The 26,472-nt window shown below is 54.8% G+C and carries 22 protein-coding genes and 1 pseudogene; 12 read left to right on the forward strand and 11 right to left on the reverse strand.

Translation table 11 applies throughout. The features are described 5' to 3' along the window. Positions 1-108: 108 nt before the first annotated feature. Positions 109-1,551: a pyruvate kinase gene (gene pyk, locus ACLGE8_RS22010; RefSeq protein ID WP_035891694.1), complete on the reverse strand. Its 1,443-nt coding sequence runs from the start codon at positions 1,549-1,551 to the stop codon at positions 109-111. Positions 1,552-1,651: 100 nt separating this feature from the next. Continuing rightward, positions 1,652-2,521 (reverse strand): MurR/RpiR family transcriptional regulator, encoded by an 870-nt coding sequence (locus ACLGE8_RS22015; RefSeq protein ID WP_411001236.1) that lies wholly within the window; start codon positions 2,519-2,521, stop codon positions 1,652-1,654. A 410-nt stretch (positions 2,522-2,931) separates the two neighbouring features. Here ACLGE8_RS22015 and zwf point away from each other — a divergent pair, with 410 nt between their 5' ends. The 3 genes from zwf (at position 2,932) to ACLGE8_RS22030 (ending at position 7,133) form a co-directional block, all read left to right on the forward strand. After that, positions 2,932-4,407 (forward strand): glucose-6-phosphate dehydrogenase, encoded by a 1,476-nt coding sequence (zwf, locus tag ACLGE8_RS22020; RefSeq protein ID WP_185667582.1) that lies wholly within the window; start codon positions 2,932-2,934, stop codon positions 4,405-4,407. Positions 4,408-4,640: 233 nt separating this feature from the next. Beyond that, entirely contained in the window at positions 4,641-6,452 is a 1,812-nt protein-coding gene (gene edd, locus ACLGE8_RS22025) for a phosphogluconate dehydratase (RefSeq protein ID WP_333497545.1), read from the forward strand. A 39-nt stretch (positions 6,453-6,491) separates the two neighbouring features. Continuing rightward, a complete protein-coding gene (locus ACLGE8_RS22030) occupies positions 6,492-7,133 on the forward strand; it encodes a bifunctional 4-hydroxy-2-oxoglutarate aldolase/2-dehydro-3-deoxy-phosphogluconate aldolase (protein ID WP_411001211.1) in 642 nt (213 codons plus the stop codon). A 76-nt stretch (positions 7,134-7,209) separates the two neighbouring features. Here the strand turns inward: ACLGE8_RS22030 and purT are convergent, their stop codons facing one another. Next, complete coding sequence (gene purT, locus ACLGE8_RS22035; protein WP_411001213.1) at positions 7,210-8,388, reverse strand: formate-dependent phosphoribosylglycinamide formyltransferase; 1,179 nt, start codon at positions 8,386-8,388, stop codon at positions 7,210-7,212. 177 nt (positions 8,389-8,565) lie between these two features. On the opposite strand from purT, the gene ptrB reads away from it, so the two are divergent. Next, positions 8,566-10,617, forward strand: coding sequence for an oligopeptidase B (gene ptrB, locus ACLGE8_RS22040; protein WP_411001215.1), 2,052 nt, complete (start codon positions 8,566-8,568; stop codon positions 10,615-10,617). Here ptrB and exoX read toward each other — a convergent pair whose 3' ends face one another. The 3 genes from exoX to ACLGE8_RS22055 all read right to left on the reverse strand — a co-directional run bounded on the left by exoX (position 10,618) and on the right by ACLGE8_RS22055 (position 12,288). Beyond that, positions 10,618-11,277 (reverse strand): exodeoxyribonuclease X, encoded by a 660-nt coding sequence (gene exoX / locus ACLGE8_RS22045; protein WP_185667587.1) that lies wholly within the window; start codon positions 11,275-11,277, stop codon positions 10,618-10,620. Positions 11,278-11,299: 22 nt separating this feature from the next. Then, positions 11,300-11,968 carry a carbon-nitrogen hydrolase family protein gene (locus tag ACLGE8_RS22050; protein WP_411001217.1) on the reverse strand — a complete coding sequence of 223 codons (669 nt, stop codon included), beginning with the start codon at positions 11,966-11,968 and terminating at the stop codon, positions 11,300-11,302. 89 nt (positions 11,969-12,057) lie between these two features. Next, positions 12,058-12,288, reverse strand: a complete 231-nt coding sequence (locus tag ACLGE8_RS22055) for a DNA polymerase III subunit theta (RefSeq protein WP_185667589.1) — start codon at positions 12,286-12,288, stop codon at positions 12,058-12,060. 137 nt (positions 12,289-12,425) lie between these two features. On the opposite strand from ACLGE8_RS22055, the gene yobA reads away from it, so the two are divergent. The 4 genes from yobA to lpxP all read left to right on the forward strand — a co-directional run bounded on the left by yobA (position 12,426) and on the right by lpxP (position 15,702). After that, positions 12,426-12,800 carry a CopC domain-containing protein YobA gene (gene yobA / locus ACLGE8_RS22060; protein ID WP_411001220.1) on the forward strand — a complete coding sequence of 125 codons (375 nt, stop codon included), beginning with the start codon at positions 12,426-12,428 and terminating at the stop codon, positions 12,798-12,800. Between the two features lie 2 nt (positions 12,801-12,802). After that, the gene (gene copD, locus ACLGE8_RS22065) at positions 12,803-13,672 is read left to right on the forward strand and encodes a copper homeostasis membrane protein CopD (protein WP_411001222.1); all 870 of its coding nucleotides are present in this window, start codon (positions 12,803-12,805) and stop codon (positions 13,670-13,672) included. Positions 13,673-13,684: 12 nt separating this feature from the next. Continuing rightward, complete coding sequence (locus ACLGE8_RS22070) at positions 13,685-14,023, forward strand: YebY family protein (protein ID WP_411001238.1); 339 nt, start codon at positions 13,685-13,687, stop codon at positions 14,021-14,023. A 743-nt stretch (positions 14,024-14,766) separates the two neighbouring features. Continuing rightward, a complete protein-coding gene (gene lpxP / locus ACLGE8_RS22075; RefSeq protein ID WP_411001240.1) occupies positions 14,767-15,702 on the forward strand; it encodes a kdo(2)-lipid IV(A) palmitoleoyltransferase in 936 nt (311 codons plus the stop codon). A 36-nt stretch (positions 15,703-15,738) separates the two neighbouring features. On the opposite strand, the gene ACLGE8_RS22080 is transcribed toward lpxP, so the two are convergent. From ACLGE8_RS22080 to yebS, 4 genes are all read right to left on the reverse strand, one after another. Further along, positions 15,739-15,978: a YebV family protein gene (locus ACLGE8_RS22080; protein WP_035891671.1), complete on the reverse strand. Its 240-nt coding sequence runs from the start codon at positions 15,976-15,978 to the stop codon at positions 15,739-15,741. A 111-nt stretch (positions 15,979-16,089) separates the two neighbouring features. Beyond that, positions 16,090-17,529, reverse strand: a complete 1,440-nt coding sequence (rsmF, locus tag ACLGE8_RS22085) for a 16S rRNA (cytosine(1407)-C(5))-methyltransferase RsmF (RefSeq protein WP_411001224.1) — start codon at positions 17,527-17,529, stop codon at positions 16,090-16,092. A 79-nt stretch (positions 17,530-17,608) separates the two neighbouring features. Continuing rightward, positions 17,609-20,242 (reverse strand): MlaD family protein, encoded by a 2,634-nt coding sequence (locus tag ACLGE8_RS22090; RefSeq protein WP_411001226.1) that lies wholly within the window; start codon positions 20,240-20,242, stop codon positions 17,609-17,611. Continuing rightward, positions 20,211-21,494 carry a membrane integrity lipid transport subunit YebS gene (gene yebS / locus ACLGE8_RS22095; protein ID WP_411001228.1) on the reverse strand — a complete coding sequence of 428 codons (1,284 nt, stop codon included), beginning with the start codon at positions 21,492-21,494 and terminating at the stop codon, positions 20,211-20,213. Before yebS ends, ACLGE8_RS22090 begins: the two co-directional genes overlap by 32 nt. A 143-nt stretch (positions 21,495-21,637) precedes the next feature. Between yebS and ACLGE8_RS22100 the strand changes: the two genes are divergently transcribed. The 4 genes from ACLGE8_RS22100 to htpX all read left to right on the forward strand — a co-directional run bounded on the left by ACLGE8_RS22100 (position 21,638) and on the right by htpX (position 26,072). After that, entirely contained in the window at positions 21,638-22,135 is a 498-nt protein-coding gene (locus ACLGE8_RS22100) for a GAF domain-containing protein (protein ID WP_411001230.1), read from the forward strand. Between the two features lie 97 nt (positions 22,136-22,232). Continuing rightward, positions 22,233-22,925 (forward strand): RNA chaperone ProQ, encoded by a 693-nt coding sequence (gene proQ, locus ACLGE8_RS22105; protein WP_411001232.1) that lies wholly within the window; start codon positions 22,233-22,235, stop codon positions 22,923-22,925. Positions 22,926-22,944: 19 nt separating this feature from the next. Further along, positions 22,945-24,993 carry a carboxy terminal-processing peptidase gene (gene prc / locus ACLGE8_RS22110; RefSeq protein ID WP_411001234.1) on the forward strand — a complete coding sequence of 683 codons (2,049 nt, stop codon included), beginning with the start codon at positions 22,945-22,947 and terminating at the stop codon, positions 24,991-24,993. A gap of 194 nt (positions 24,994-25,187) precedes the next feature. After that, positions 25,188-26,072, forward strand: coding sequence for a protease HtpX (gene htpX, locus ACLGE8_RS22115; protein ID WP_035891656.1), 885 nt, complete (start codon positions 25,188-25,190; stop codon positions 26,070-26,072). A 99-nt stretch (positions 26,073-26,171) separates the two neighbouring features. Here the strand turns inward: htpX and ACLGE8_RS22120 are convergent. Beyond that, positions 26,172-26,378, reverse strand: a pseudogene (locus ACLGE8_RS22120) (GNAT family N-acetyltransferase); the annotation flags it as partial. Positions 26,379-26,472: the final 94 nt, after the last annotated feature.

Here is a 26,472-nt window from a genome sequence, read left to right on the forward strand (position 1 = left end):
TGTCAGATCGTATGCGCCTGTTAGGGCGCGGCTGGTAAGAGAGCCTTATAGGCGCATCAGAAAAACCTCCGGCTATGCCGGAGGATATTTATTTATATCGAGAATAATTTACTCGACGGTCAGGATACGCGTGGTATTGGTTGAGCCCACGGTGCTCATCACATCGCCCTGGGTCACGATAACCAGGTCGCCGGACATCAGATAGCCTTTATCACGCAGCAGGTTTACTGCATCGTGTGCGGCAGCTACGCCGTCGCATTCGCTATCGAAGAATACCGGGGTGACGCCACGGTACAGCGCCGTCAGGTTCAGCGTACGCTCGTGACGAGACATAGCGAAGATAGGCAGCCCGGAAGTGATACGAGAGGTCATCAGCGCGGTACGGCCAGACTCGGTCATGGTGATGATGGCGGTAACGCCTTTCAGGTGGTTTGCTGCATACATTGCCGACATGGCAATCGCTTCTTCCACGTTGTCGAACTGAACATCCAAACGGTGTTTAGAAACGTTGATGCTTGGGATCTTCTCTGCGCCCAGGCAAACCCGCGCCATGGCCGCCACGGTTTCAGAAGGGTACTGGCCCGCTGCGGTTTCTGCAGACAGCATCACCGCATCGGTACCGTCCAGTACGGCGTTCGCCACGTCCATCACTTCCGCACGGGTAGGCATTGGGTTGGTGATCATCGACTCCATCATCTGGGTTGCGGTGATCACTGAACGGTTCAACTGACGCGCGCGACGAATCAGCGCTTTCTGGATACCGACCAGCTCAGGGTCGCCGATTTCAACGCCCAGGTCACCACGGGCAACCATCACCACGTCAGAAGCCAGAATGATGTCGTCCATCGCGTCCTGGCTGCACACCGCTTCCGCACGTTCTACTTTAGCGACGATTTTTGCATCGCAGCCAGCTTCACGTGCCAGACGGCGAGCGTAGTTCAGGTCTTCGCCGCAGCGCGGGAAGGAGACGGCCAGGTAATCAACGCCGATTTTAGCGGCGGTATGAATATCCGCTTTGTCTTTATCGGTCAGGGCTTCAGCCGAGAGGCCACCGCCTAACTTGTTGATGCCTTTATTGTTGGACAGCGGGCCGCCGACGGTTACCTCGGTGAACACCTTCATGCCCTGAATTTCCAGCACTTTCAGCTGTACGCGGCCATCATCCAGCAGCAGGATGTCGCCCGGCACGACGTCGGCAGGCAGACCTTTATAGTCGATGCCCACTTTCTCTTTGTCGCCTTCGCCTTTACCAAGGTTGGCATCGAGCAGGAATTTGTCGCCGATATTGAGGAAAACTTTACCTTCTTTAAAGGTAGAGACGCGAATTTTTGGTCCTTGCAGATCGCCAAGAATAGCTACATGGCGGCCCAGTTTTGCTGCGATTTCGCGTACTTTGTCAGCGCGTAGCTGATGATCTTCTGGTGTTCCGTGAGAGAAGTTCATGCGTACGACGTTAGCACCGGCGGAAATTACCTTCTCGAGGTTGTTATCGCGGTCGGTTGCTGGGCCTAACGTGGTGACGATCTTGGTTCTGCGAAGCCTTCTGGACATGTAATACTCCGTTGACTAATACAACTCAGGTGTTGCGTGAACAGGATTCGGTAGCAAGCGTTACCGAATGTTTTAATAGGTTACACTTTTATTATCGCTTTTAGTGATTATCGCTGTGTGCGGATAGCTCTTTATCAAACCGCGATTCCTTTAATGCTTCTTTGACTCGCTTCAAGTTATCCCGGAATTTCGCCCCTCGACGCAGGGTAAAACCAGTTGCCAGGACATCGATCACGGTAAGCTGCGCGAGTCGGGAGACCATTGGCATATAAATGTCGGTATCTTCGGGAACATCCAGCGTGATGGCAAGGGTCGCTTCTCGGGCCAGCGGCGTGCCGGCGGAGGTGATGGCGATAACCATAGCATCATTTTCCCGCGCCACCTGGGCGACCTCAACCAGGCTTTTAGTTCTACCGGTATGGGAAATCAGCACCACAACGTCATCGTCGCTGCAATTCATACAGCTCATACGTTGCAGTACGATGTCATCAGAATAGATGACTGGGACGTTAAAGCGAAAAAACTTGTTCATCGCGTCGTGCGCCACGGCGGCGGAAGAGCCTAAGCCGAAGAAGGCAATTTTCTTGGCTTGGGTCAGCAGATCCACCGCGCGGTTAACCGCCGACATATCCAGCGATTGACGCACGTGCGCCAGGCTTGCCATGGCAGACTCGAAAATTTTCGCCGTATACGCTTCAACGCTGTCATCTTCATCAACATTACGATTAACATACGGTGTACCGTTGGCCAGACTTTGGGCAAGATGGAGCTTAAAGTCGGGGAAGCCGCGGGTCTCCATACTGCGACAGAAGCGGTTGACGGTAGGTTCGCTGACCTCAGCCTCAAGGGCGAGCGCGGCAATGCTTGAGTGGATTGCCTGTTCAGGAGCGGCAAGAATAACTTCCGCCACTTTTCGCTCGGATTTGCTAAGGTTTTCCAGTTGGTTCTGGATTCTTTCCAGCATGTTCATCGTGACAAGTTGCTCATAGATTGAAACGATTCCATTAATGGGTGAAATCTGCAGGCGTTTTAGCAAGAATATACGCCTGAAGCCTGGCGAAAAGTGGAGAGAAACAGCAAAAAATGTTGTTTTTTTTCATTACATGATCAGCGTCGTATTTTAATAGACGCCGCTCGGGCGAAAGAACGAACAATACTGGCGGATTGCCTAAAACTCAGGCCTTGATGGTTCCGATTTGTGCGATCGGACGCGTTGACGCGCGTTAAAGGGTTTCGGCAATTTCGTAAACACAGTACAGTGCACCGTAAGAAAATTACAACGATATTCGCTATTTTTCAGGAAAACCTGATAGCTAGCGGGTATATAACCTGGCAGCGCCTTTGGGTGGTAAACCGGGATCTTTAACTGAGGAGAATGACATGGCGGTAACGCAAACGGCCCAGGCATGCGATCTGGTCATTTTCGGCGCGAAGGGCGACTTGGCCCGCCGAAAATTGCTGCCTTCCCTGTATCAGCTGGAAAAAGCCGGCCAGATTAACCCGGACACCCGGATTATCGGCGTAGGCCGTGCTGACTGGGATAAAGCGGCATACACCAAAGTTGTCCGCGAAGCGCTCGAAACCTTCATGAAAGAGAAGATTGACGAAAGTTTGTGGGATACCCTCAGCGCGCGTCTTGATTTTTGCAACCTTGATGTTAACGATGCGCCAGCATTTTCGCGTCTGGGTGAGATGCTCGATCAAAAAAATCGCATCACCATTAACTACTTCGCCATGCCGCCTAGCACCTTTGGCGCCATTTGCCGCGGCCTGGGTGAAGCCAAGCTGAATGCCAAGCCTGCGCGCGTGGTCATGGAAAAACCGCTGGGTACCTCACTGGAAACCTCACGTGAGATCAACGACCAGGTGGGCGAATACTTTGAAGAGTGCCAGGTTTACCGTATCGACCACTATCTGGGTAAAGAAACGGTACTGAACTTACTGGCGCTGCGCTTTGCCAACTCCCTGTTTGTGAACAACTGGGATAACCGCACTATCGATCACGTGGAAATCACCGTGGCTGAGGAAGTCGGGATTGAAGGCCGTTGGGGTTACTTCGACCAGGCCGGTCAAATGCGCGATATGATCCAGAACCACCTGCTGCAAATTCTGTGCATGATTGCGATGGCGCCGCCGTCCGACCTGACCGCTGACAGCATCCGTGATGAGAAAGTAAAAGTGCTGAAGTCGCTGCGCCGCATTGACCGCAGCAACGTTCGCGATAAAACCGTGCGTGGCCAGTATACCGCAGGGTTTGCGCAGGGGCAGAAAGTCCCGGGCTATCTCGAAGAAGAGGGTGCAAACAAATCCAGCAGTACCGAAACCTTCGTTTCTATTCGCGTGGATATTGATAACTGGCGTTGGGCGGGTGTGCCGTTCTACCTGCGTACCGGTAAACGTCTGCCGACCAAATGCTCTGAAGTTGTTGTCTACTTCAAAAACCCTGAGCTGAACCTGTTCAAGGAAACCTGGCCTGAGCTGCCGCAGAACAAACTGACTATCCGTCTGCAGCCGGATGAAGGCGTGGATATTCAGATCCTCAACAAGGTCCCAGGACTTGAGCACAAGCATAACCTGCAGGTGACCAAACTGGATCTGAGCTACTCCGAGACCTTCAATCAGACTCACCTGGCAGATGCCTACGAACGTCTGCTGCTGGAAACCATGCGTGGTATTCAGGCGCTGTTCGTGCGTCGTGACGAAGTGGAAGAGGCGTGGAAGTGGGTCGACTCCATCACGGAAGCATGGGCAAGCGATAAAGACGCGCCAAAACCGTACCAGGCTGGCACCTGGGGACCGGTTGCTTCGGTCGCGATGATCACCCGTGATGGACGTTCCTGGAATGAGTTCGAATAACCGGTCTCGATAATCCAAGAGGGTTATTTTACCGGTAACATGATCTAACACAGCATGTAGTGCTATTTTTGCGCATTTAAGCCCCGGGTGGATTCACCACCGGGGCTTTTTTTATTACACTACCGGTAGACCTTTGCCTCTGAGCTGCGCTATACGGGCTTTTCCGATAAATCAGACCGATGATTTATCCGTGTAAGATAGCGGCCTGGACAGAAAAATTTTAAGGAGCCTTTATGAACTCTGTAATGTTACGCGTAACAAATCGTATTATTGAACGCTCGCGTGAAACCCGCGAAGCCTACCTGGCGCGTATCAATCAGGCCAAAACTGAAACGGTTCACCGTTCTGAACTGGCCTGCGGTAACCTGGCACACGGTTTCGCTGCCTGTCAGCCGGACGATAAAGCATCGCTGAAGAGCATGCTGCGTAACAATATCGCGATCATTACCTCCTATAACGACATGCTTTCTGCCCATCAGCCTTATGAACATTACCCGGAGTTGATCCGCAAAGCGCTGCACAGCGTGAACGCGGTCGGTCAGGTCGCGGGCGGCGTACCGGCTATGTGTGACGGTGTGACGCAGGGGCAGGACGGTATGGAGCTTTCCCTGCTGAGCCGCGAAGTGATCGCCATGTCTGCCGCCGTGGGTCTATCCCACAATATGTTTGATGGCGCGCTGTATCTCGGCGTGTGCGACAAAATCGTTCCAGGGCTTGCCATGGCGGCGCTCTCTTTTGGTCATCTGCCGTCTGTCTTTATCCCATCAGGCCCGATGGCGAGCGGCCTACCGAACAAAGAAAAAGTGCGTATTCGTCAGCTTTATGCTGAAGGTAAAGTGGATCGTAACGCGCTACTGGAGTCTGAAGCCGCGTCCTACCACGCGCCGGGTACCTGCACCTTCTATGGCACCGCCAACACCAACCAGATGGTGATTGAATTTATGGGCATGCAGTTGCCAGGGTCCTCATTCGTTCATCCGGACGCACCGCTGCGTGCTGAACTGACCGCTGCCGCAGCGCGTCAGGTAACGCGTATGACCGGTAACGGCAACGAGTGGATGCCGCTTGGTAAAATGATCGACGAAAAAGTGGTGGTCAACGGCATCGTGGCGCTGCTGGCAACCGGCGGTTCAACCAACCACACCATGCACCTGGTGGCGATGGCGCGCGCGGCGGGCATCATTATCAACTGGGATGATTTCTCTGACCTGTCTGAAGTCGTGCCGCTGATGGCGCGTCTCTACCCGAACGGCCCGGCCGATATCAACCACTTCCAGGCGGCGGGTGGCGTACCGGTACTGGTACGTGAACTGCTGAAAGGCGGCCTGTTGCATGAAGACGTCAACACGGTGGCCGGTTTTGGCCTCTCGCACTACACCATGGAACCGTGGCTGAACAACGGCAAGCTTGACTGGCGTGAAGGCGCAACCGCCTCGCTGGATGACAACATCATCGCCACCTTCGACAAGCCGTTCTCTAAACATGGCGGTACCAAAGTACTGAGCGGCAACCTGGGCCGTGCAGTCATGAAAACCTCAGCCGTCCCGGTTGAAAACCAGATTATTGAAGCGCCAGCCGTGGTCTTCGAGAGCCAGCACGATGTGCTGCCAGCGTTCGAAGCGGGCTTACTGGATAAAGATTGCGTGGTTGTTGTGCGTCATCAAGGGCCAAAAGCGAACGGCATGCCAGAATTACATAAACTTATGCCGCCACTTGGTGTATTATTGGACCGCTGTTTCAAAATTGCGTTAGTCACTGATGGACGACTGTCCGGTGCATCCGGTAAAGTACCGTCAGCGATCCACGTAACCCCTGAAGCTTATGACGGTGGCCTGCTGGCGAAAGTGCGCGATGGCGACATGATTCGCGTCAATGGCCAGACCGGCGAGCTGACGCTGCTGGTTGATGAAGCCGAGCTGGCCGCACGCCAACCGCATATTCCCGATCTGAGCGCTTCGCGCGTGGGGACAGGCCGTGAACTGTTTAGCGCACTACGGGAAAAACTGTCCGGCGCAGAGCAGGGCGCAACCTGTATTACCTTTTAAGATGACACGTTTTGTAGATCTGGCGAGAGAAAATTTCTGATGAAAAACTGGAAAACAACTGCTGAAGCAATCCTGACCACTGGCCCGGTAGTACCGGTAATCGTGGTTAACAAGCTTGAGCACGCAGTACCGATGGCGAAAGCGCTGGTGGCTGGTGGCGTACGCGTTCTGGAAGTGACGCTGCGTACCGCTTGTGCGATGGACGCTATCCGCGCTATTGCCAAAGAAGTGCCGGACGCTATCGTGGGCGCGGGTACCGTGACCAACGCTCAGCAGCTGAAAGAAGTGACCGAAGCTGGCGCGCAGTTTGCTATCAGCCCAGGCCTGACCGATAACCTGCTGAAAGCGGCTACCGCGGGCACCATTCCGCTGATCCCAGGTATCTGCTCCGTGTCTGAACTGATGCTGGGTATGGAACACGGCCTGAAAGAGTTCAAATTCTTCCCGGCTGAAGCGAACGGCGGCGTGAAAGCGCTGCAGGCGATCGCGGGTCCATTCTCTCAGATTCGTTTCTGCCCAACCGGCGGTATCTCTCCAGCTAACTACCGTGATTACCTGGCGCTGAAAAGCGTACTGTGCATCGGCGGTTCCTGGCTGGTTCCGGCTGACGCGCTGGAATCAGGCGACTACGATCGCATCACCAAACTGGCTCGCGAAGCGGTTGAAGGCGCGAAGCTGTAAGGTGTTTGCTGCACCCTGCCTGATGGCCGGGTAAGCAAAAAAAGGGCGGGTATGCGCAAGCAGCCCGCCTTTTTTCTTACCCCTGAACCACCACTGCCGCAGCGGCGATTTTGGCGCGCTCGACGGCCTCTTCAACGCTGTCCGCCGTTGCCAGCGCCACGCCCATACGGCGAGAACCCGCAATATCCGGTTTACCGAACAGACGAAGCTGTACCCCGGCGCTTAGCGCATTCTGCACGTTATCAAAAGTGACATTACGACTGGTCAGTGTCGGCAGCAGTACCGCAGAAGCTGACGGGCCGTACTGACGGATGGCGCCAATCGGCAGCCCGAGGAAAGCGCGAACGTGGAGGGCAAACTCGGAGACGTCCTGCGAAATCAACGTCACCATGCCGGTATCGTGTGGGCGAGGGGAGACTTCGCTGAACACCACGTCATCACCACACACAAACAGCTCTACGCCGAATAGACCATAGCCGCCCAGCGCCAGCACCACCTCGCGGGCGATCTCCTGCGCACGCGCCAGCGCCAGTTCGCTCATCTGCTGCGGCTGCCAGGATTCACGGTAGTCGCCATCTTCCTGACGGTGGCCGACTGGCGCGCAGAAATGAACGCCGTCGACGGCATTGACGGTCAGCAGGGTGATTTCGAAATCAAAATTAACCACCCCTTCAACGATCACCCGGCCCGCACCGGCGCGACCGCCTTCCTGGGCATATTGCCAGGCCTGTGCCAGCTGATCTTCATGACGAATAAAAGTCTGACCCTTGCCGGATGAACTCATCACCGGCTTCACGATGCACGGCAGGCCGATATCGGTGACCGCCTCGCGGAACTGCGCTTCGCTGTCGGCAAAGTGGTAGGCCGAGGTGGGAAGCTTGAGGGTTTCCGCCGCCAGACGGCGAATGCCTTCACGGTTCATCGTCAGTTTGGTTGCACGGGCGCAAGGCACCACCTTCTGACCCGCTTGCTCAAGCTCAATCAGCGCATCCGTGGCGATAGCTTCAATTTCTGGCACGATAAAGTCCGGCTTTTCCTGCGCAACCAGCGCTTTCAGCACGTTGCTATCGAGCATGTTGATAACGTAAGCGCGATGCGCAACGTGCATGGCCGGCGCATCGGCGTAACGATCCACGGCGATCACTTCAATGCCTAAGCGTTGGCATTCGATCGCCACTTCTTTACCTAACTCACCTGAACCCAGAAGCATTACGCGCGTCGCAGCAGGACGCAGAGCTGTTCCTAATAACGTCATTACCCATTCCACCGTCTATCCAAAGTTTGGCGCATTATAAACGAAAACGTTTGCGTCTGTCTTGCGAGTGGCACAAAAGGCGGATGAAACGTAGGATGAGGTGATAGGTTAAGTTGGCAATGAGCGCGACTTTTGCCAGGCTTAATAATGAATTAACACCACAAGAAGAATAACGAGATGCCACCTAAAGCGAAACGGATACCCCACACCATGACTTTGCATGGTGATACGCGCGTCGATAACTACTACTGGCTTCGCGATGACACCCGCTCTAAACCCGCGGTGCTGGATTACCTGCAGCAGGAGAACACCTACGGGCGCGAAGTAATGTCCTCCCAGCGCAGCCTGCAGGATCGCGTGCTAAAAGAGATTGTTGACAGGATCCCTCCACGTGAGGTTTCAGCACCCTATATCAAAAACGGCTATCGCTATCGCCAGGTGTTTGAGCCGGGCCGTGAATATGCGATTTACCAGCGCCAGGCATTAAGCAGTGATGAGTGGTCCTTGCTGATTGATGAAAACAAACGGGCGGCGCACAGCGAGTTCTATACTCTGGGCGGGCTGAACGTCGCACCAGACAATAATCTGCTGGCGGTAACCGAGGATTTCCTTTCCCGTCGCCAGTACAGTCTGCGCATTCGCCATCTGGAGAACGAAACCTGGCTGCCGGAAGTGATTGATGATGTTTCACCGGGCGTGGTGTGGGCCAACGATTCGCGCGTGCTTTACTACGTGCGTCAGCATCCAACGACGCTGCTGCCGTGGCAGGTGTGGCGACATCAGGTTGGTGCGCCTGCTGAGCAGGATGAACTGATTTACGAAGAGCAGGACGAGATGTTTTACGTCAGCCTGCACAAGACCTCTTCACGCCAGTACGTGGTGATTGCGTTGTCCAGCACCACCACCAGTGAAATGCTGCTGCTGGATGCCGACCAGGCCAACGCCAGGCCGCGCGTCTATGTCCCGCGTCGTAAAGATCACGAATACAGCCTCGATCACTACCAAAACCAGTTCTACCTGCGTTCTAACCGTGAGGGTAAAAACTTCGGCCTGTATCGCAGTGAATCCTGGGAAGAGGCCGAGTGGCAAACCCTGATCGCACCGCGCGATGCGGTGATGCTGGAGGATTTCACGCTGTTTCGCGACTGGCTGGTGGTGGAAGAGCGCCAGCATGGCTTAACCAGCCTGCGGCAGATACATCGCCATCGCCAACAGGAAACGGCAATTGTCTTTGACGATCCGGCCTATGTGACCTGGATTGCCTATAACCCGGAACCGGAAACCGCCTGCCTGCGCTACGGCTATTCATCGATGACCACACCGGACACGCTGTTTGAGTTGGATATGGACAGCGGCGAGCGCCGTGTGCTGAAACAGCAGGAGGTGAAAGGGTTTGACGCCAGTCGTTACCGCAGTGAACGCATCTGGATTACCGCACGCGATGGCGTCGAGGTGCCTGTGTCGTTGGTCTATCGTCATGAGCATTTCCGGCGCGGTAAAAATCCGCTGCTGGTCTACGGCTATGGTTCCTACGGAGCCAGTATGGACGCCGATTTTAGCAGCAGCCGCTTAAGCCTGCTCGATCGGGGCTTCGTCTTTGCCATCGCCCATATTCGCGGCGGCGGTGAGCTAGGGCAGCTCTGGTATGAAGAGGGAAAATTCCTCAAAAAGAAAAACACCTTCAATGACTACCTTGATGTCTGCGATGCGCTGCTGGCGAAAGGCTACGGCGCCCCGGCGCTCTGTTATGGCATGGGTGGTAGCGCGGGAGGCCTGTTGATGGGGGCTGTGATTAACGAGCGCCCTGAACTGTTTCACGGCGTTGTCGCGCAGGTGCCGTTTGTCGATGTGGTGACCACCATGCTCGATGAGTCGATTCCGCTGACTACCGGTGAGTTTGAAGAGTGGGGGAATCCGCAAGATGAAACCTACTATCGCTATATGAAGTCCTACAGCCCTTATGACAACGTCAAGGCACAGGTTTATCCGCACCTGCTGGTGACCTCCGGGCTACATGATTCTCAGGTGCAGTATTGGGAGCCAGCAAAATGGGTGGCGAAGCTGCGTGAACTGAAGGTAGACGATAACCTGCTGCTGCTGTGCACCGAGATGGACTCCGGCCACGGTGGGAAGTCCGGTCGCTATAAAAGCTATGAGGGGGTGGCGTTGGAATTTGCCTTCCTGATTGCCCTGGCGCAGGGGACCTTGCCGGGGCAGTCCGAGCGCTAGCTACTGTTCGAGATAGTGCTTTAGGGTCACGCGCAGTTCCGGGCTCATGCGGTCGAGGTTGTTAAACAGCCAGCGCAGGTAGCCCGGATCGTTTTTCGCCACTTCAGCTACTTCCTGCCCGCGGTATTTGCCGAAAGTAAAAGTACGCAGCAGCGCCGGCCGGCCGGTAACGTCCACCATTTGGTCCGGCGTCCAGCCTGACACCTGCATAATGTCAATCAGCAGCGAGGCGGTGATATAACAGTCGTAAAGTGCGCGGTGATGATGCAGGCCCGGCGGCGTCGCCACGCTGAGCTTGCGCGACTTATACAGCGCCATATTGCTGTACTTGATGCCCGGCCACAGGCGGCGGGCCATCTTCATGGTGCAGATCCACTCGCCGTCCATTTCTGGCAGCACGCGGCGGTCAAAGCTGGCGTTGTGGGCAACGTACCAGGGGCTGCCCTGATAAAACGGCACCACCTCCTCAATCCACGGCTTGTCGGCCACCATCTCTTCGGTGATCCGGTGAATGGCCATCGCTTGCGGGCTGATAGGGCGGTCCGGACGCACCAGATGACTCATGGGGTTGACGATTTTACCGTCAATAACATCAACGGAGGCGATCTCCACGATGCCTCCTTGCAGGTCACAGGTTTCTGTATCGATTACGCGCAGCATGGCAAACTCCGGCCTAAAACGTTTAGCGTAAAGGAATGATCTCGCCTTGCCAACCCTGGGCGCTCTTTCTGCCTGTCAGCAGCAGTTCACCCTCATCGGCACGTACAATAAGCTGACCGTTTTCATCCCACAGCGCGCTGCCACCGGAGAAGGTACCATTGGCGTAGTTCGATTTCAGCACAGCAATAGCGTACTTATGGGCAAATCGCTGCAGCCGCTGGCTGGTTCGCTGTTGCTGCGGTTCAGCCATTGAACTGACCGTTGCCAGCAGCGAGGCCTGTGGCGAAAGTTCGCAGCCTTCATGGTGCAGTTCAAAGACGCTGATTTGGTCTGACTCCGGGGCCAGGCAGGTTCCCTGGCCCTGATGCCGTTTGATAGGGCCGGTGGCGTGTGGGGCGAAGATCACAATGCCTTTGATGCGCTTACCGTCGTTTTCCATTGGTAACCCGGCGATAATGGTCATCTGGTGCCGCTGGGCGGCCTCGCTTAAGGGCTGTAGCTGGGTATCGTTCGGCGGTGCGGGCAACGTTTGCTCATCATCGGGGCCGGTCAGAGAAAGCTCCGGGAAGATTAATACCTTACAGGCCTGCTCGGCGGCGGCATCGATAAACCGCAGATGGTGGGTAATGTTCTCAGCGATATCCCCTCTACGGGGAGCATATTGCGCTGCAGCAATAGTCCATGTCAGCATAGTTGCATCCTTCAACACGTTGTCATTGGGCTTTTATCCCAGAAGATAGTATCAGGATGGACGTAAGGAACTGTCACTTAGCGTAAGCTTTATTTGGCTTTTGGCTCGTACGGCAGGCGAGAAAGGTTAACCGAGGCTAACCGGTGCGTAATTAACCGTTCGCGGAACCAGTCACGCAGGTGCGCTGGCTGTTCGCGTTCCACCACTTCGGCGACGACCGGCATATTGTAACGCTCTTTAAACGCTACGCCTGCGGCGGCCAGATCGACGTTCACTTTGTCCATCTCGTCCTGAGGTAGAGTTGCCAGATTGGTATGCATGATTTTCTCCTTGGGATAACGCGCAAAAGTTACTAAGAGTATCGCAAAATGGCAAGTCCAGAGGGTGCTCATCTCGACGTGAACATTATACAGCGTTATTCTTTGTCATATATCGATAACAAAAGGGAATGATGGAAATGAAATTCACCGCTCCTCGCGCGCTAGGTGCCACGCTGTTTTTACTCGGATCGCTGACGGCTTCACCTGTCTTTGCACACGCACATTTGCAACAGCAAACCCCCGCGGCCAATTCGGAGGTCAGCCCGTCGCCGCAAACTTTAACCCTTAACTTCTCCGAAGGCATCGAACTGGGATTCAGCGGCGTGACGCTAACCGGCCCCGAAAAGCGGATTATCCCGGTCGGTAAAGCGGTGCGCAACGAGAAGGACAACACACAGCTGGTTATTCCGCTGAGCGAAACGCTGGGTGATGGGCTCTATACCGTCGAATGGCACGTGGTTTCCGTCGACGGCCATAAGACCAAAGGTCAGTACCAGTTTAGCGTCAAGTAACCATGTTGACGGCTCTCTACGTTGGGTTGCGCTTTACCCACTTCGCCGCGCTGATGGTCGCCTTTGGCTGCACGCTTTATGCCGGATGGTGGGCACCAAAAGAACTTCGACGTCTTCTGGTGCAACGCTTTTCCAGACTGCTGCGCGGTTCGCTGACGCTGAGTGTGCTCTCGGCAATGCTGATGCTGGTGGTGCAGGGCGGGTTGATGGGCGACGGGTGGTCAGATACCTGGCGGCCAGAGGTTTGGCAAGCGGTATTGCAGACGCATTTCGGCAGCGTCTGGTTATGGCAGATTGTGCTGGCGTGGGTAGCTCTGGGCGTGGCCTGGATTCGGCCACGACAGATGATGCGGCGACTTTTGCTTCTCTGCGTGGCTCAGTTTATCCTGCTGGCGGGCGTCGGTCATGCTGCCATGAACGACGGGGCAGTGGGCGTATTGCAGCGCGTCAATCATGCGATCCATCTGCTGTGTGCCGGGGCATGGGTGGGCGGGCTAATTCCGTTCCTCTACTGCCTGCGGCTGGCGAAAGGGCGCTGGCGTCAACCGGCAATTGCTACCATGATGCGTTTTTCTCGCTATGGGCATCTGGCGGTAGCGGGGGCCATCGCCAGCGGGGTAGTCAACGCATGGCTGATTCAGGGCGGATTCACCACCGCGACGTCTTACGGAATAGCGCTGTGGGTGAAGTGTAGTTTTGTCGCGCTGATGGTGCTGGTGGCGCTAGCGAATCGTTACCTGCTGGTGCCGCGCATGCCGACAGCCCCTGATTGGGTGTCGCGTATTTTCCTGCGGACCACGCAGGCTGAAATTGTCCTGGGGGCACTGGTGCTGGCGTGCGTAAGCCTGTTTGCGACCTGGGAACCTTTTTAATTGAACTGGCGAATTATGAAAAAGATTATTCTCTCTTTGTTGTTATTAACGGCGTCGGGATCCGCGCTGTCGGCGCAGATCATCACCGTGAGCCGCTTTGAGGTGGGCAAAGATAAGTGGGCGTTTAACCGCGAAGAGGTGATGCTGACCTGTCGGCCTGATAACGCGCTGTACGTGATTAACCCTAGTACGCTGGTACAGTATCCGCTGAACGATGTTGCAGAGCAGCAGGTGAAGGAGGGCAAAACGCAGGCGCAGCCGCTGAGTATCATCCAGGTTGACGATCCGAAACAGCCCGGCGTGAAAATGAGCCTCGCGCCGTTTATCGAGCGAGCGCAGAAACTCTGCTAAATCGCAGGATATCTGTTTAGGAATCAATAAAAAAACCGCAAGCCTTTTGCAGAAAAGGCTGCGGTTTTTTTATGTTATGCCGTTTGTTGAACGAAATTTTTCAGCTCACAGCAGTTGTGGACTGGAAAACCTGTCACGGTCATCTATTCTTATAAAGCAAGGCGACTTAGCCTGCATTAATGCCAACTTTTAGCGCACGGCTCTCTCCCAAGAGCCATTTCCCTGGACCGAAAACAGGAATCGTTTTCGGTCTCTTTTTATCTGCAGCTTCCCTCCGCAGGGTAAACACACTTTACTGTTCGTGTCCTTGTTAACCCAATGTAAACAGATTCTCGGCGGCATCCAAGCACTTTTGCGTCATTTGGCAAAAAAAAATTTCCGTGAAAATGTGAGTTCGCTAATAGAACGTCAGAAAATCGCTGGATAATCATTTCGTTTGCAATAATGGCTACCACGCTAATTATAATTTCACTCATTATTCGAATATTTATTTCAACTCGTGAATAAAAATCGCTATTTTTTTTTGAAGAAAAAGCGCATGCTTGCGGCGAGTTAAGCCACAGCCTGCCACGCCGCATCACACCTCTGTTTTCTGCCGTTTTGTAAATAAACGTCCGGGCAGTGAATTTGTCGAACGCAGTACTGTCAAACACTCATACGTACCGCTTAAAGACTGATGAACGGACTCGTTTTTTTCCTTACGCGTTACCTTGTGCTGTGCTCCACGTTATCCGGAAGAAATGATGTTCCAGAATTTTGATGTTCGTTTACTTCACCCTCGCAATGGGCTGAAGTGGTTTGCGCTTGCTCTGTTATGGCTGGTAGTCCAACTCCCTTATCCGCTTCTCCATCTGCTCGGCACCTCCGTTGGTAAAGCGTCGCGCCGTTTTTTAAAACGCCGTGAGCAAATTGCTACGCGCAATATTGAGCTCTGCTTCCCGCATATGGATGCCGCCGAGCGCGAAAAACTGATTGAACAAAACTTTATGTCTCTGGGCATGGGGCTTATCGAAACCGGTATGGCCTGGTTCTGGAGCGATGCGCGCGTGCGCAAGTGGTTTGATGTCGAAGGCTATGCCAACCTGATGCACGCGCTGAAAGAGCAGCGTGGGGTGATGGTGGTTGGTGTGCATTTTATGTCGCTGGAATTAGGCGGCCGTGCGATGGGTCTGTGTCGTCCGATGATGGCAACCTATCGTCCGCATAACGACCCGCTGATGGAGTGGGTACAAACCACCGGCCGTCTGCGCTCGAACAAAGCGATGATCGATCGTCGTAACCTGCGTGGCCTGGTTCAGGCGCTGAAAGCGGGTGAAGCGGTGTGGTTTGCGCCGGATCAGGATTACGGCCCGAAAGGGAGCGTATTTGCCCCGTTCTTCTCAGTGAACGAAGCGGCCACTACCAACGGTACCAACGTGCTGTCGCGACTTTCTGGGGCCGCTATGCTGACCGTGACCATGGTGCGTAAACCGAATATGAAGGGCTACACGCTGCACATTAGTGAAGCGATGACCGATTATCCTTGCGGGGATGAAGTGTCTGCGGCGAGTTACATGAACAAGATTATCGAACGCGAGATTTTACGTGCGCCGGAGCAGTATCTGTGGGTGCATCGTCGGTTCAAAACCCGACCGCGGGGAGAAGCGTCGCTCTACAAAGCGGTGCCACACGCTAAATAAAATAAATAACCCGCCAATTGGCGGGTTCTTTTTGGGTTAGACAAGCCGCATAACCCAGGCATCGGACGGTTGATCGTAATGTTTGCGATAAAGAACTGAATGTTCGCCATCAAGAAGGGCCGGGATGCTGATGTCGGCATCCCAGGCATCTAACTGCATGCACAAATCGGGATCGGACTTACAAGGGATGCTTAACGTTCGCTCGCCGTGTTGTTCGGCGTGCAGCACGGCATCATCGATCTCGAATGCGCCGATGCGTACGCTGGTTTTACTCATAATGCTCTCCGTTAATCTGCTGACCGGTGTGGTACGACCAGTGGCCGTACCTTTTTATCCTAGCCAACGCAGAGCATTTCGCCAATTAAAAAAATGCGCTTTTTTTGTGCGCTACTCCGACCTGTTAATAAAAAGTTTCCCATCGCGCACCAGTTCTCGCGGGTAACTGTTTTTTAGGCGAGAACCAATACGCTTTGCCAGCCCGAGCGGAAAGCCCTGGTACGTGACAATGACGTCATCCTGCACTGGGGCGTTTTCCGGGTAAACATCGCGCCCGCGATACCATTCCTGCGCTTCTTCTGCCGTCAATTCATGCCCAAGCTTCTCGGTGTTTGCCAGGGCGATAACCGCTTCATGCTGCCAGCGGAAGCCTTTATTGTGGGTTTCAGCAAGCTTAATGCCGATGCGGGAGAAACGCACTTTGCCCAGCAGCGGCTCTATTTCCGTCGGGAACAGCCAGATCTCTTTGTCGCGCTGCCAGAGTGTTAGCGACGCATCCCACTCGATTCCCACACGCTTAGCCGCCTCGGCTACCGCCGCTGATTCGCGAGTTTTCATTGGCACAAACGGGAATTTGCCGACCTTGTAGCCCGGGGCGGGCAGCGGGTCGATCGCCGCTGTTTTATGCAGTCGAGCGACGAAGAAACCCTCACAGTCGTAAATTTGTGGGAAGACGTGCAGATAGCCTTCCGGGGTCAGCGCCTGCTCTGCCGTTGGGAAAAGATCGCCCAGCGGCAGCACTTCCACCGCTTCTGGGTAACGCTCAAGCAGCCAGTTGACCACCGATTCGTTTTCATCGCGATTAAGCGTGCAGGTGGAGTAGACCAACGTGCCGCCGGGGCGCAGAGCATGGAATGCGCTGTCGATAAGCTCACGCTGGGTGCTGGCGATTTCCAGGTTGCTGGCGAGCGACCAGTTTTTTAGCGCGTCCGGGTCTTTACGCACCACGCCTTCGCCAGAGCACGGGGCATCGAGCAGGATAGCGTCAAAGCTCTCCGGCAGCGCTGCGCCAAATACGCGACCGTCAAAGTGGGTCAGGGCGGTATTGGCGATACCGCAGCGGCTGATGTTGGCATGCAATACCTTGACGCGACTGGCTGAAAATTCATTAGCCAGCAGCATGCCGCGGTTTTCCATTCGAGCGGCGATCTGCGTCGTTTTCGAGCCTGGCGCGGCGGCGACATCCATCACGCGTGCGGGTGTAGTGCCATCGGCAAACAGCGCGGCGACGGGCAGCATGGAGCTGGCTTCCTGGATATAAAACAGGCCGCTCAAATGCTCGGCGGCGCTGCCCAGCGGGATCTCATCGGCATTTTCGCGTTCAATCCAGAAACCTTCGGCGCACCAGGGAACCGGAGTTAGCTGCCAGCCGTACGGCGCAACCAGCGCCAGAAAATCATCCACGGTAATTTTGAGCGTGTTGACGCGAATGCTGCGACGCAGCGGGCGCTGGCAGGCATCAAGAAATGCATCAAAAGAGAGATTTTTCGGCATGGCCTCACGCATCTGCGCAAGGAATTCATCGGGGAAATAGACTGAGTTTTGAGCCACTGGTGAATACCACAAGGAGATAAAGAGCGCGCAGTTTATCATAAAAATGCGCCGGTGACGGGCACCGGCGCAGAGGGTTTTAGCGTGGCAGGGCTGTGCCCCATTCTCGCCACTCTTTCGGCTCAGACTCCAGCAGCAGGAAGTGTTTCCCTTCCTGCGCTTTCGGTGCCAGCGGGATGCCCGGCGGGGTCGCAAAGGCGATACCGCCGCGAATGAACTGGTTGAAGGTACCGGTTTTCACCACGCCGCCCACCAGGCCAAAATCGAGGCTATAGCCGGAGGCCAGCCAGAACACCGAGTTGTTGCGCACCAGATGCTGGTAGCGCTGGCCGATGCGCATTTCAATCATCACTCGATCGGAAAGGCTGCCCAGACGTAGTCCGGTGACGGTGCCAACCTCAAGCCCACGGAACAATATCGGCGTCCCGATACTTAGCGAACCGGCTTCCGGTGCTTCCACCACGATGTTCAGGCCGTTGAGGTAGCGGGAGTCGGAAATCGTCGCTTCCTGTAGTTCAAAATCACGGCGCATTTCGCCGTGGCCTGGTTCGACGTTAACGTACGGCTGCAGCAGAGTATCCAGATGCTCCACGCCAGCCGCCGAGATTTGCGGCGTGATCACCGAGAAACGAGTGCCGCGTCGCGCAAAGGTTGAGACATATTCAGGGTAAAGCACGGCGCTGGCCTGCACTTCGTTGCGCGAAGCGTTCAGCTCCAGGTTTTGCACCTGACCGATATCAATACCGAGATAGCGAATCGGCATACCGGTCGAGAGCTTGTCGGCATCAAAGGCGTGGAGGGTGATTTGCCCGCCAATGGCGCGTGCGGCGGTCTCCGACGCGTAAAGCAGGCGTTTCTCGCCTTTACGGTTGCCTGCTCCGGCGGCATTGAGGTTGTCAAAGCTGATTGCCCCTTTCAGCGCGCGGGAGAGTGGGGAGGCCTGCACCGTCAGGCCGCTGCCGTTGAGCTGCACCTTAGCGCCGCCTTCAGCCCAGAAGACGCTATTTGGGGTCAGCAGCGAGCGGTACTCCGGCTTAATGTGCACCGCAATATCGAACGCGTTGGCGCGGGGTTGCACCGAGGTGACCTCGCCGACTTCAAATTTACGATACAGAACGATCGAGCCGGTCTGAATATCCGGCAGCGTCTCCGCTGTCAGCATCAGGGTGGTGGTCGGGTAGTCGCTAAGGTTGTTCTCCTGCGCTTTCTCGAGGTTAGAGAACAGCGGGTAGCTCGACTTCATCGGTCCTTTTTCACCCGGCAGGATACGAATCCCGCCGCTGAGCCATTCGTTAGCGCTGGCGCCTAAGAACTCAACGCCGTCGATGCCCACTTTGACATCCATCTTGCTGTTGACCACAAACTTGCTGTCACCGTGGATCAGGTCGCGGTACTGCGGATCGATGGCGATAGCAAAGCTAATACCTTTCGCCGTTAACGTGCGTTCCATAACCTGGCCGATTTTCACCCCATGCAGCATAATCGGCTGCCCGGCATCGATGCCGTAGCTTTCTGGCGCGGTCAACGTCAGCGTCATGACGCCCGGCTGTTGCAGCAGCGTTTTGTCTGCCGCCAGCACGGTAAAGCGATCTTTCGGCTCGCCGTCGCCCGGCACCAGTTCAAAGGTGCTGCCGGTGAGCAGTGTGCTCAGATTGGTGTTCTCCAGCGACAGCTTGGGCTGATGCAGCTCAATGCGCGTTTTTTCCCGCAGTAGCGAGACTACGCTGGGATCAACGGTCATTTCGCCGGTGACGGAGCTATCCGGGTTGAGCGTCAGTTTGGTCAACTGGCCCACTTCCAGCCCCTGATAGAGCATCGGTGTAGAACCGGCCTTCAGACCATCGCCGCTTGGCAGTTGAAGCTGTACCAGCACACCGCGCTGGCTGTGAGCAAGATCCTCATAGAGGCCGTATTCATCATTCTGTGCAGCGGCCTGCGAATCGGGAGGGGAGTCAAAGGCGATTGCGCCGTTCACCAGCGCTGCGAGGCTTTCGAGCTGCACCTTCGCGCCACTGAGCCCTACATCAGCCTTAATGCCCGAAACGTTCCAGAAGCGGCTGCCTTTTTTCACCAGATTGGTAAAGCGACGTTCGATCAGCACATCAATGGTGACGCCCTGATTGTTCGGGTTAATGGCGTAGTCATAGACGCGGCCGACCGGAATTTTGCGAAAGTAGACCAGCGATCCGCTGTTGAGCGAGCCTAAGTCCGGGGCGTGCAGATGGATCATCAGCTCACCGTTGTTCAGGCGATATTTGGGCTGCGTATCCAGCGCGGTGAAGTGATCGCGCGCTTCGCCTTTCCCCGGCATCATGCCGATATAGTTACCGCCAACCAGCGCATCAAGCCCAGAGACCCCGGCAAGGGACGCCTTCGGGGTGACCAGCCAGAACTGAGTTTCGTCGCGCAGCGCATCTTCCATATCGGATTTAATGCTGGCGCGCACTTCGATTTTGCTGCGGTCCTGGGCGAGGCGAATATCCTGAACCGTGCCGACCTCAACGCCCTGGAAGCGCACTGGGGTACGGCCCGGCACAATACCGTCCGCTGACATGAAGTCGATGGTGATGGTGGTACCGCGATCCTCATAGCTGTTCCAGATAAGCCAGCCGGCAATCATCAACGCGATGATCGGCAGCAGCCAGAACGGAGAGATACGGCGTTTAGTTTTAATTCGCGCCTCAGTCTGTGAAGCGGGCGTTTCCTGACTCATGTGCGTCCCAAAGTATGCGGCTGTCCAGCCATTCAACAGCAAGAATAGTTAATATTACCGCAGCGCCGAAATAAAACGCAGCGGGGCCCATCGTGAAGGCGAGAAGCTGATCACGATTGATGAGCGACATGGTTAACGAAATCACAAACAGATCGAGCATTGACCAACGGCCAATCCAGGTGACAAAGCGCAGCAGCAGTATGCGCGTGCGCAACCCCTGTTCGCACTTAAAGTGAATGCTGATTAATAGCGTCAGCATCACGATAATTTTGGTAAACGGCACCAGAATACTGGCAATAAATACCACCGCCGCCACCGCTACATTGCTATTGGCAAGCGATATGATCCCAGAAAGGATGGTGTCTGTCTGCCGCCCGCCGTTGACGTAGATAACGGAGATAGGTAGCAGGTTCGCAGGTATGAGGAAGACAATTGAGCTGACCAGTGCCGCCCAGCTTTTTTGCAAACTCTGCCGACGACGGTAGCGCAGCGGCGTATGGCAGCGGCGGCAGCGCCCGCGCGCATCGGCAAAGCCGGTATAGTGACATGCAAGGCAGACGCGCAGGCTGGCGTCCGGGCGCGTGGCGGGGCGCTGGGGATAAAAGCGCTCCCACAATTGCTCGATGTTCAGGTGAATCAGGGTCAGGATGCTGAGCACCACCAGAGAGATAAACGCCAGCAGGCCGATTCCTGGCTGCAGGAAGGCGTAGTCCTGAACTTTTATCGACGCGACGGCGATCCCGACCAGGTAGATATCCAGCATCACCCACTCTTTAAGCTTATCGAGCATCAGCAGGACGGGGCGGAGGTTCATGCCCAGAATATTACCGAGCCATAGATAGGCAATGGAGACGACCAGCACGGAAGGCGCGCCGACGGTACAGAAAAAGACCATCGCCGCCGTGATAGGATCGCCCTGATCGGTCATCTGCCAGATGCCCGACAGCAGGTTGGCATCAATGCGTACGCCCAGCAGATGCAGACGCAGCAGCGGTTCGCTCCATGCAAAGGGCATCAGCAGCAGCATGGTGATAGCCATCGCGCCGAGGCGGGTCAACGACCAGTCACGCCCGTCGCGCACTTTGGCGTTACAGCGTGGACAGTAGGCACTTTGTGATGATTTTACGACCGGTAATCGAAAAAGCATATCGCACTGGGGGCAACGTTGGTAATGTGCCCACGGCAACGATGCATTAATCTTGTGAATATGTATTTTTTTCGACGGCGTTATACGTGATGTTGTCAGTGCCATTTATTACATTGAGAAATGAATGTATAACTCTATCTTAACCTAAGTATCGATTCATCTTGAGCCCGAACGCACTTAATGCGTATTTTATAAGGCTGTAAGCTGGATAACGCATCAGTAACACCGTAAACAATAGTGATTAGATAATGAGCAAAACAGAATTTTACGCGGATCTTAACCGCGATTTTCAGGCATTGATGGCAGGTGAAACGAGTTTCTTAGCGGTAATCTCCAATACCAGCGCGCTGCTGTACGAGCGTCTTTCTGATGTGAACTGGGCAGGATTTTATCTGCTGGAAGGTAATACGCTGGTTCTCGGCCCGTTCCAGGGCAAAATTGCCTGCGTACGTATTCCGGTAGGTCGCGGAGTTTGCGGTACTGCCGTGGCGGAAAATCGCGTTCAGCGCATTGAAGATGTCCATGCCTTTGATGGTCATATCGCCTGTGATGCTGCAAGCAACTCCGAAATCGTACTACCTCTTGAGGTGAACGGTCAGGTTATTGGCGTGCTGGACATCGATAGCACCGTCTTCTCCCGCTTTAGCGAAGAAGATGAGACGGGCTTACGTGAACTGGTCGTCCACCTGCAAAAAGTGCTCGAAGCGACCAATTATCAAAAATTCTTTGCCCCCGTCGAAGGATAATCAACGGATAACGTAGCATTTACGAAATGCGTCATTATAATGTCGCCTGTTCATGCCTGCGGCTTGTTGGCTACGTCCGTTGTAATCAGGAAATTTCATGGAAAATCAACCTAAGTTGAACAGCAGTAAAGAAGTTATCGCATTTTTGGCCGAACGTTTCCCGCAGTGCTTTAGTGCGGAAGGCGAGGCCCGCCCCCTGAAAGTCGGTATTTTTCAGGATCTCGTTGCGCGTGTTGAAGGGGAAATGAACCTCAGCAAAACTCAACTGCGCTCCGCATTACGTCTTTATACTTCCAGTTGGCGCTACCTCTACGGTATCAAAGCGGGTGCAGTGCGCGTCGATCTCGACGGCAACCCTTGCGGCGAACTGGATGAGCAGCACGTGGCGCATGCGCGTCAGCAGCTTGAAGAAGCGAAAGCCCGCGTTCAGGCACAGCGCGCTGAACAGCAGGCGAAGAAACGCGAAGCGGCGGCTGCTGCGGGCGAGCAAGGTGATGCGCCACGTCGTGAGCGTAAACCGCGTCCTCCAGTACGTCGTAAAGAAGGCGCAGAGCGTAAACCACGTCCTGCGGCAGAAAAACCGGCGGCTAAACCTGTTCGCGAAGTGCGCGAAGAGAAGTTTACCCCCGTATCCGATCTGTCTGCGCTGACGGTCGGTCAATCCCTGAAAGTTAAAGCGGGCAATAACGCCATGGATGCCACAATCCTGGAAATCACCAAAGATGGCGTTCGTGTGCAGCTTACTTCTGGTATGTCAATGATTGTACGCGCAGAACACCTGGTGTTCTGAAACGGAGGCCTGGCCAGGCATGAACAAATTCTTTAGGCTCTCCGCGCTTGCTGGTCTGTTAGTGATAACAGGCCAGGTCTTAGCGGTGGAAGATATTACCCGTGTTGATCAGCTTCCGATTCTGAAGGAAGAGACGCAGCACGCAACGGTGAGCGAGCGCGTGACATCGCGCTTTACCCGTTCCCACTACCGCCAGTTCGATCTTGACGAGGCTTTTTCGGCCAAAATCTTCACCCGCTATCTGAACCTACTGGACTATAGCCACAATGTGCTGCTGGCCAGCGACGTGGAGCAATTCTCCGCGAAGAAAGGGCTGATTGGCGATGAGCTGCGTTCTGGCAAGCTTGATGTCTTCTATGACCTCTACAATCTGGCGCAAAAGCGTCGCTTTGAGCGCTATCAGTATGCGCTGAAGGTGCTTGAGCGTCCGATGAACTTCACCGGTACCGACACCTTTAACCTCGATCGCAGCAAAGCGCCGTGGCCCAAGGATGAAGCCGAGCTGAATGCGCTTTGGGACGGTAAGGTCAAATTTGACCAGCTGAGCCTGAAGTTGGCGGGCAAAGACGACAAAGAGATTCACGATACGCTGTCGCGTCGCTACAAGTTTGCGATTCGTCGCCTGGCACAGACCAACAGCGAAGATGTGTTCTCGCTGGCGATGACCTCATTCGCCCGTGAAATCGACCCGCACACCAACTACCTCTCACCGCGAAACACCGAGCAGTTTAATACCGAAATGAGCCTGTCTCTGGAAGGGATTGGCGCGGTGCTGCAGATGGACGACGACTACACCGTGATTAACTCCATGGTAGCAGGCGGACCGGCGGCGAAGAGTAAGGCGATTAGCGTAGGCGATCGTATCGTCGGCGTGGGCCAGACCGGTAAAGGTATGGTGGATGTCATTGGTTGGCGTCTTGATGACGTCGTGGCGCTGATCAAAGGGCCGAAGGGCAGCAAAGTCCGTCTGGAAGTGCTTCCAGCAGGCAAAGGCTCTAAAACCCGTATTGTGACCCTGACCCGCGAGCGTATTCGTCTTGAAGACCGCGCGGTGAAAATGTCTATCAAAGGCACCGGTAAAGATAAAGTCGGCGTGTTGGATATCCCTGGCTTCTACGTTGGCCTCACCGAAGATGTGAAGGTGCAGCTGCAGAAGCTGGAAAAACAGAACGTCAGCAGCGTGATTATCGATCTGCGCAGCAACGGCGGCGGCGCGCTGACCGAAGCGGTTTCGCTCTCCGGTCTGTTCATTCCGTCCGGCCCGGTTGTGCAGGTGCGTGATAACAATGGCAAGGTGCGCGAAGATAGCGATACTGATGGCGTCGTCTATTACAAAGGCCCGCTGGTGGTGCTGGTAGACCGCTTCAGCGCCTCGGCTTCGGAAATCTTTGCTGCCGCGATGCAGGACTACGGCCGTGCCCTGATCGTCGGTGAGCCGACCTTCGGCAAAGGCACTGTCCAGCAGTACCGTTCGCTGAACCGTATCTACGATCAGATGCTGCGCCCTGAATGGCCAGCGCTGGGCTCTGTCCAGTACACCATTCAGAAGTTCTACCGTATCAACGGCGGCAGTACCCAGCGTAAAGGGGTAACGCCGGACATCATGATGCCAACCGGCACGGAAGAGACCGAAACCGGTGAGAAGTTTGAAGACAACGCACTGCCGTGGGACAGCATTAATGCTGCCACCTATGTGAAGTCTGGTGACATGAAAACGTTTGAGCCGGAGCTGCTGAAGCTGCATAGCGACCGCATTGCAAAAGATCCAGAGTTCCAGTACATCGCTAAAGATATTGCTCACTTCAATGCACTGAAGGATAAGCGCAGTATCGTTTCTCTGAACTACGCCCAGCGTGAGAAAGAGAACGAAGAGGACGATGCAACGCGTCTCGCACGGATTAACGATCGCTACAAGCGTGAAGGCAAACCACAGCTGAAGAAGCTGGAAGATCTGCCGAAGGACTACAAAGAGCCGGATCCATACCTTGACGAGACGGTGGACATCGCCATCGATCTGGCAAGGCTTGAGAAGGCCGCGCCGGCAGAACAGCCGGCAGCAACCAAGTAATCCCCCAACAGGCACAAGCAATTGTGCCTGTTTTTTTATCTCTCGTATCTTCTCGTAAATCACGATGCTACAAAATGTAAAGTTGTGTCTTTCTCGTGACTTAGCGTAACGTAATCGTTGAAAATTCGCGGATTGCCCCTACGATATGGGTAATCGCATAGTGCGTTTTGTTAAAAAGAGGTTAAAAGTAAATTATGATGCGAATCGCGCTCTTCCTGATGACCAACCTGGCGGTAATGGTTGTGTTTGGGCTGGTGCTAAGCCTGACAGGAATTCAGTCGAGCAGCATGACCGGTCTGCTGATTATGGCGCTGCTATTTGGTTTCGGCGGTTCCATTGTGTCATTGATGATGTCGAAATGGATGGCCCTGAAATCAGTTGGTGGTGAAGTGATTGAACAGCCGCGTACTGAACAGGAACGCTGGCTGGTAGACACCGTTGCGCGTCAGGCGCAGCAGGTTGGTATTGCTATGCCGCAGGTTGCGCTGTACCACGCGCCAGATATGAACGCCTTTGCTACCGGTGCGCGTCGTGATGCGTCGCTGGTGGCCGTGAGCACCGGTCTGCTGCAGAACATGAGCCGTGACGAAGCGGAAGCCGTTATCGCCCATGAAATCAGCCACATCGCAAACGGCGACATGGTCACTATGACCCTGATCCAGGGCATCGTGAACACCTTCGTTATCTTTATCTCTCGCGTTATCGCGCAAATTGCGGCCGGTTTCCTCGGCGGCAACCGCGACGATGGCGAAGAGAGCAGCAACGGCAACCCGCTGATTTACTTCGCGGTGGCCACGGTGCTGGAACTGGTGTTTGGTATTCTGGCGAGCATTATCACCATGTGGTTCTCGCGCTACCGTGAATTCCACGCTGATGCGGGCTCCGCGAAGCTGGTCGGTCGTGAGAAGATGATTGCCGCGCTGCAGCGTCTGAAAACCAGCTATGAACCGCAGGAAGCCAGCAGCATGATGGCGTTCTGCATCAACGGTAAATCGAAGTCGCTGAGCGAAATGTTCATGACGCACCCACCGCTGGATAAGCGTATTGAAGCGCTGCGCAGCGGCGAATATATGAAGTAACAGGTTTACGTCAACAACGCTAAACGGCATCCTTGAATGTATCAGGGATGCCGTGATTTAGTTCCTTATTCTCATCGTGACAATAGACCGCAAGCGGTGTTAATTCACCGACATCTGATATTCAATCATGCCGCTTTTTTCCGCCACCCAGTCATAAAGACGTTGCCCGCGTAGGTTAGTCTCATGTGTGTGCCAGTAGAGGCGGGAGGCTCGTTGCTCGCGTGCCTGTTGCTGCACGTATTCAATCAGTTGTCTCCCAATCTGCTGACCACGTACATCCGGATTCACGAACAGATCCTCAAGATAGTGACTAGTCCTGATATAGGTTGACAGTTTTCTGTCGATAAAACGCCTGATGAACGTCATCGGGCGTTTTGTACTTCAGGGCCAGATGTGGCCG

It is taken from the genome of Kluyvera sp. 142486, from assembly GCF_046569695.1.
Taxonomy (GTDB): Bacteria; Pseudomonadota; Gammaproteobacteria; order Enterobacterales; family Enterobacteriaceae; genus Kluyvera.

Bases quoted from the DNA above. Each gene is read 5' to 3' on its own strand.
- pyk (WP_035891694.1), bottom strand. From the start codon at position 1,551: ATGTCCAGAAGGCTTCGCAGAACCAAGATCGTCACCACGTTAGGCCCA.
- ACLGE8_RS22015 (WP_411001236.1), bottom strand. From the start codon at position 2,521: ATGAACATGCTGGAAAGAATCCAGAACCAACTGGAAAACCTTAGCAAA.
- zwf (WP_185667582.1), top strand. From the start codon at position 2,932: ATGGCGGTAACGCAAACGGCCCAGGCATGCGATCTGGTCATTTTCGGC.
- edd (WP_333497545.1), top strand. From the start codon at position 4,641: ATGAACTCTGTAATGTTACGCGTAACAAATCGTATTATTGAACGCTCG.
- ACLGE8_RS22030 (WP_411001211.1), top strand. From the start codon at position 6,492: ATGAAAAACTGGAAAACAACTGCTGAAGCAATCCTGACCACTGGCCCG.
- purT (WP_411001213.1), bottom strand. From the start codon at position 8,388: ATGACGTTATTAGGAACAGCTCTGCGTCCTGCTGCGACGCGCGTAATG.
- ptrB (WP_411001215.1), top strand. From the start codon at position 8,566: ATGCCACCTAAAGCGAAACGGATACCCCACACCATGACTTTGCATGGT.
- exoX (WP_185667587.1), bottom strand. From the start codon at position 11,277: ATGCTGCGCGTAATCGATACAGAAACCTGTGACCTGCAAGGAGGCATC.
- ACLGE8_RS22050 (WP_411001217.1), bottom strand. From the start codon at position 11,968: ATGCTGACATGGACTATTGCTGCAGCGCAATATGCTCCCCGTAGAGGG.
- ACLGE8_RS22055 (WP_185667589.1), bottom strand. From the start codon at position 12,288: ATGCATACCAATCTGGCAACTCTACCTCAGGACGAGATGGACAAAGTG.
- yobA (WP_411001220.1), top strand. From the start codon at position 12,426: ATGAAATTCACCGCTCCTCGCGCGCTAGGTGCCACGCTGTTTTTACTC.
- copD (WP_411001222.1), top strand. From the start codon at position 12,803: ATGTTGACGGCTCTCTACGTTGGGTTGCGCTTTACCCACTTCGCCGCG.
- lpxP (WP_411001240.1), top strand. From the start codon at position 14,767: ATGTTCCAGAATTTTGATGTTCGTTTACTTCACCCTCGCAATGGGCTG.
- ACLGE8_RS22080 (WP_035891671.1), bottom strand. From the start codon at position 15,978: ATGAGTAAAACCAGCGTACGCATCGGCGCATTCGAGATCGATGATGCC.
- ACLGE8_RS22090 (WP_411001226.1), bottom strand. From the start codon at position 20,242: ATGAGTCAGGAAACGCCCGCTTCACAGACTGAGGCGCGAATTAAAACT.
- yebS (WP_411001228.1), bottom strand. From the start codon at position 21,494: ATGGCACTGACAACATCACGTATAACGCCGTCGAAAAAAATACATATT.
- ACLGE8_RS22100 (WP_411001230.1), top strand. From the start codon at position 21,638: ATGAGCAAAACAGAATTTTACGCGGATCTTAACCGCGATTTTCAGGCA.
- proQ (WP_411001232.1), top strand. From the start codon at position 22,233: ATGGAAAATCAACCTAAGTTGAACAGCAGTAAAGAAGTTATCGCATTT.
- prc (WP_411001234.1), top strand. From the start codon at position 22,945: ATGAACAAATTCTTTAGGCTCTCCGCGCTTGCTGGTCTGTTAGTGATA.
- htpX (WP_035891656.1), top strand. From the start codon at position 25,188: ATGATGCGAATCGCGCTCTTCCTGATGACCAACCTGGCGGTAATGGTT.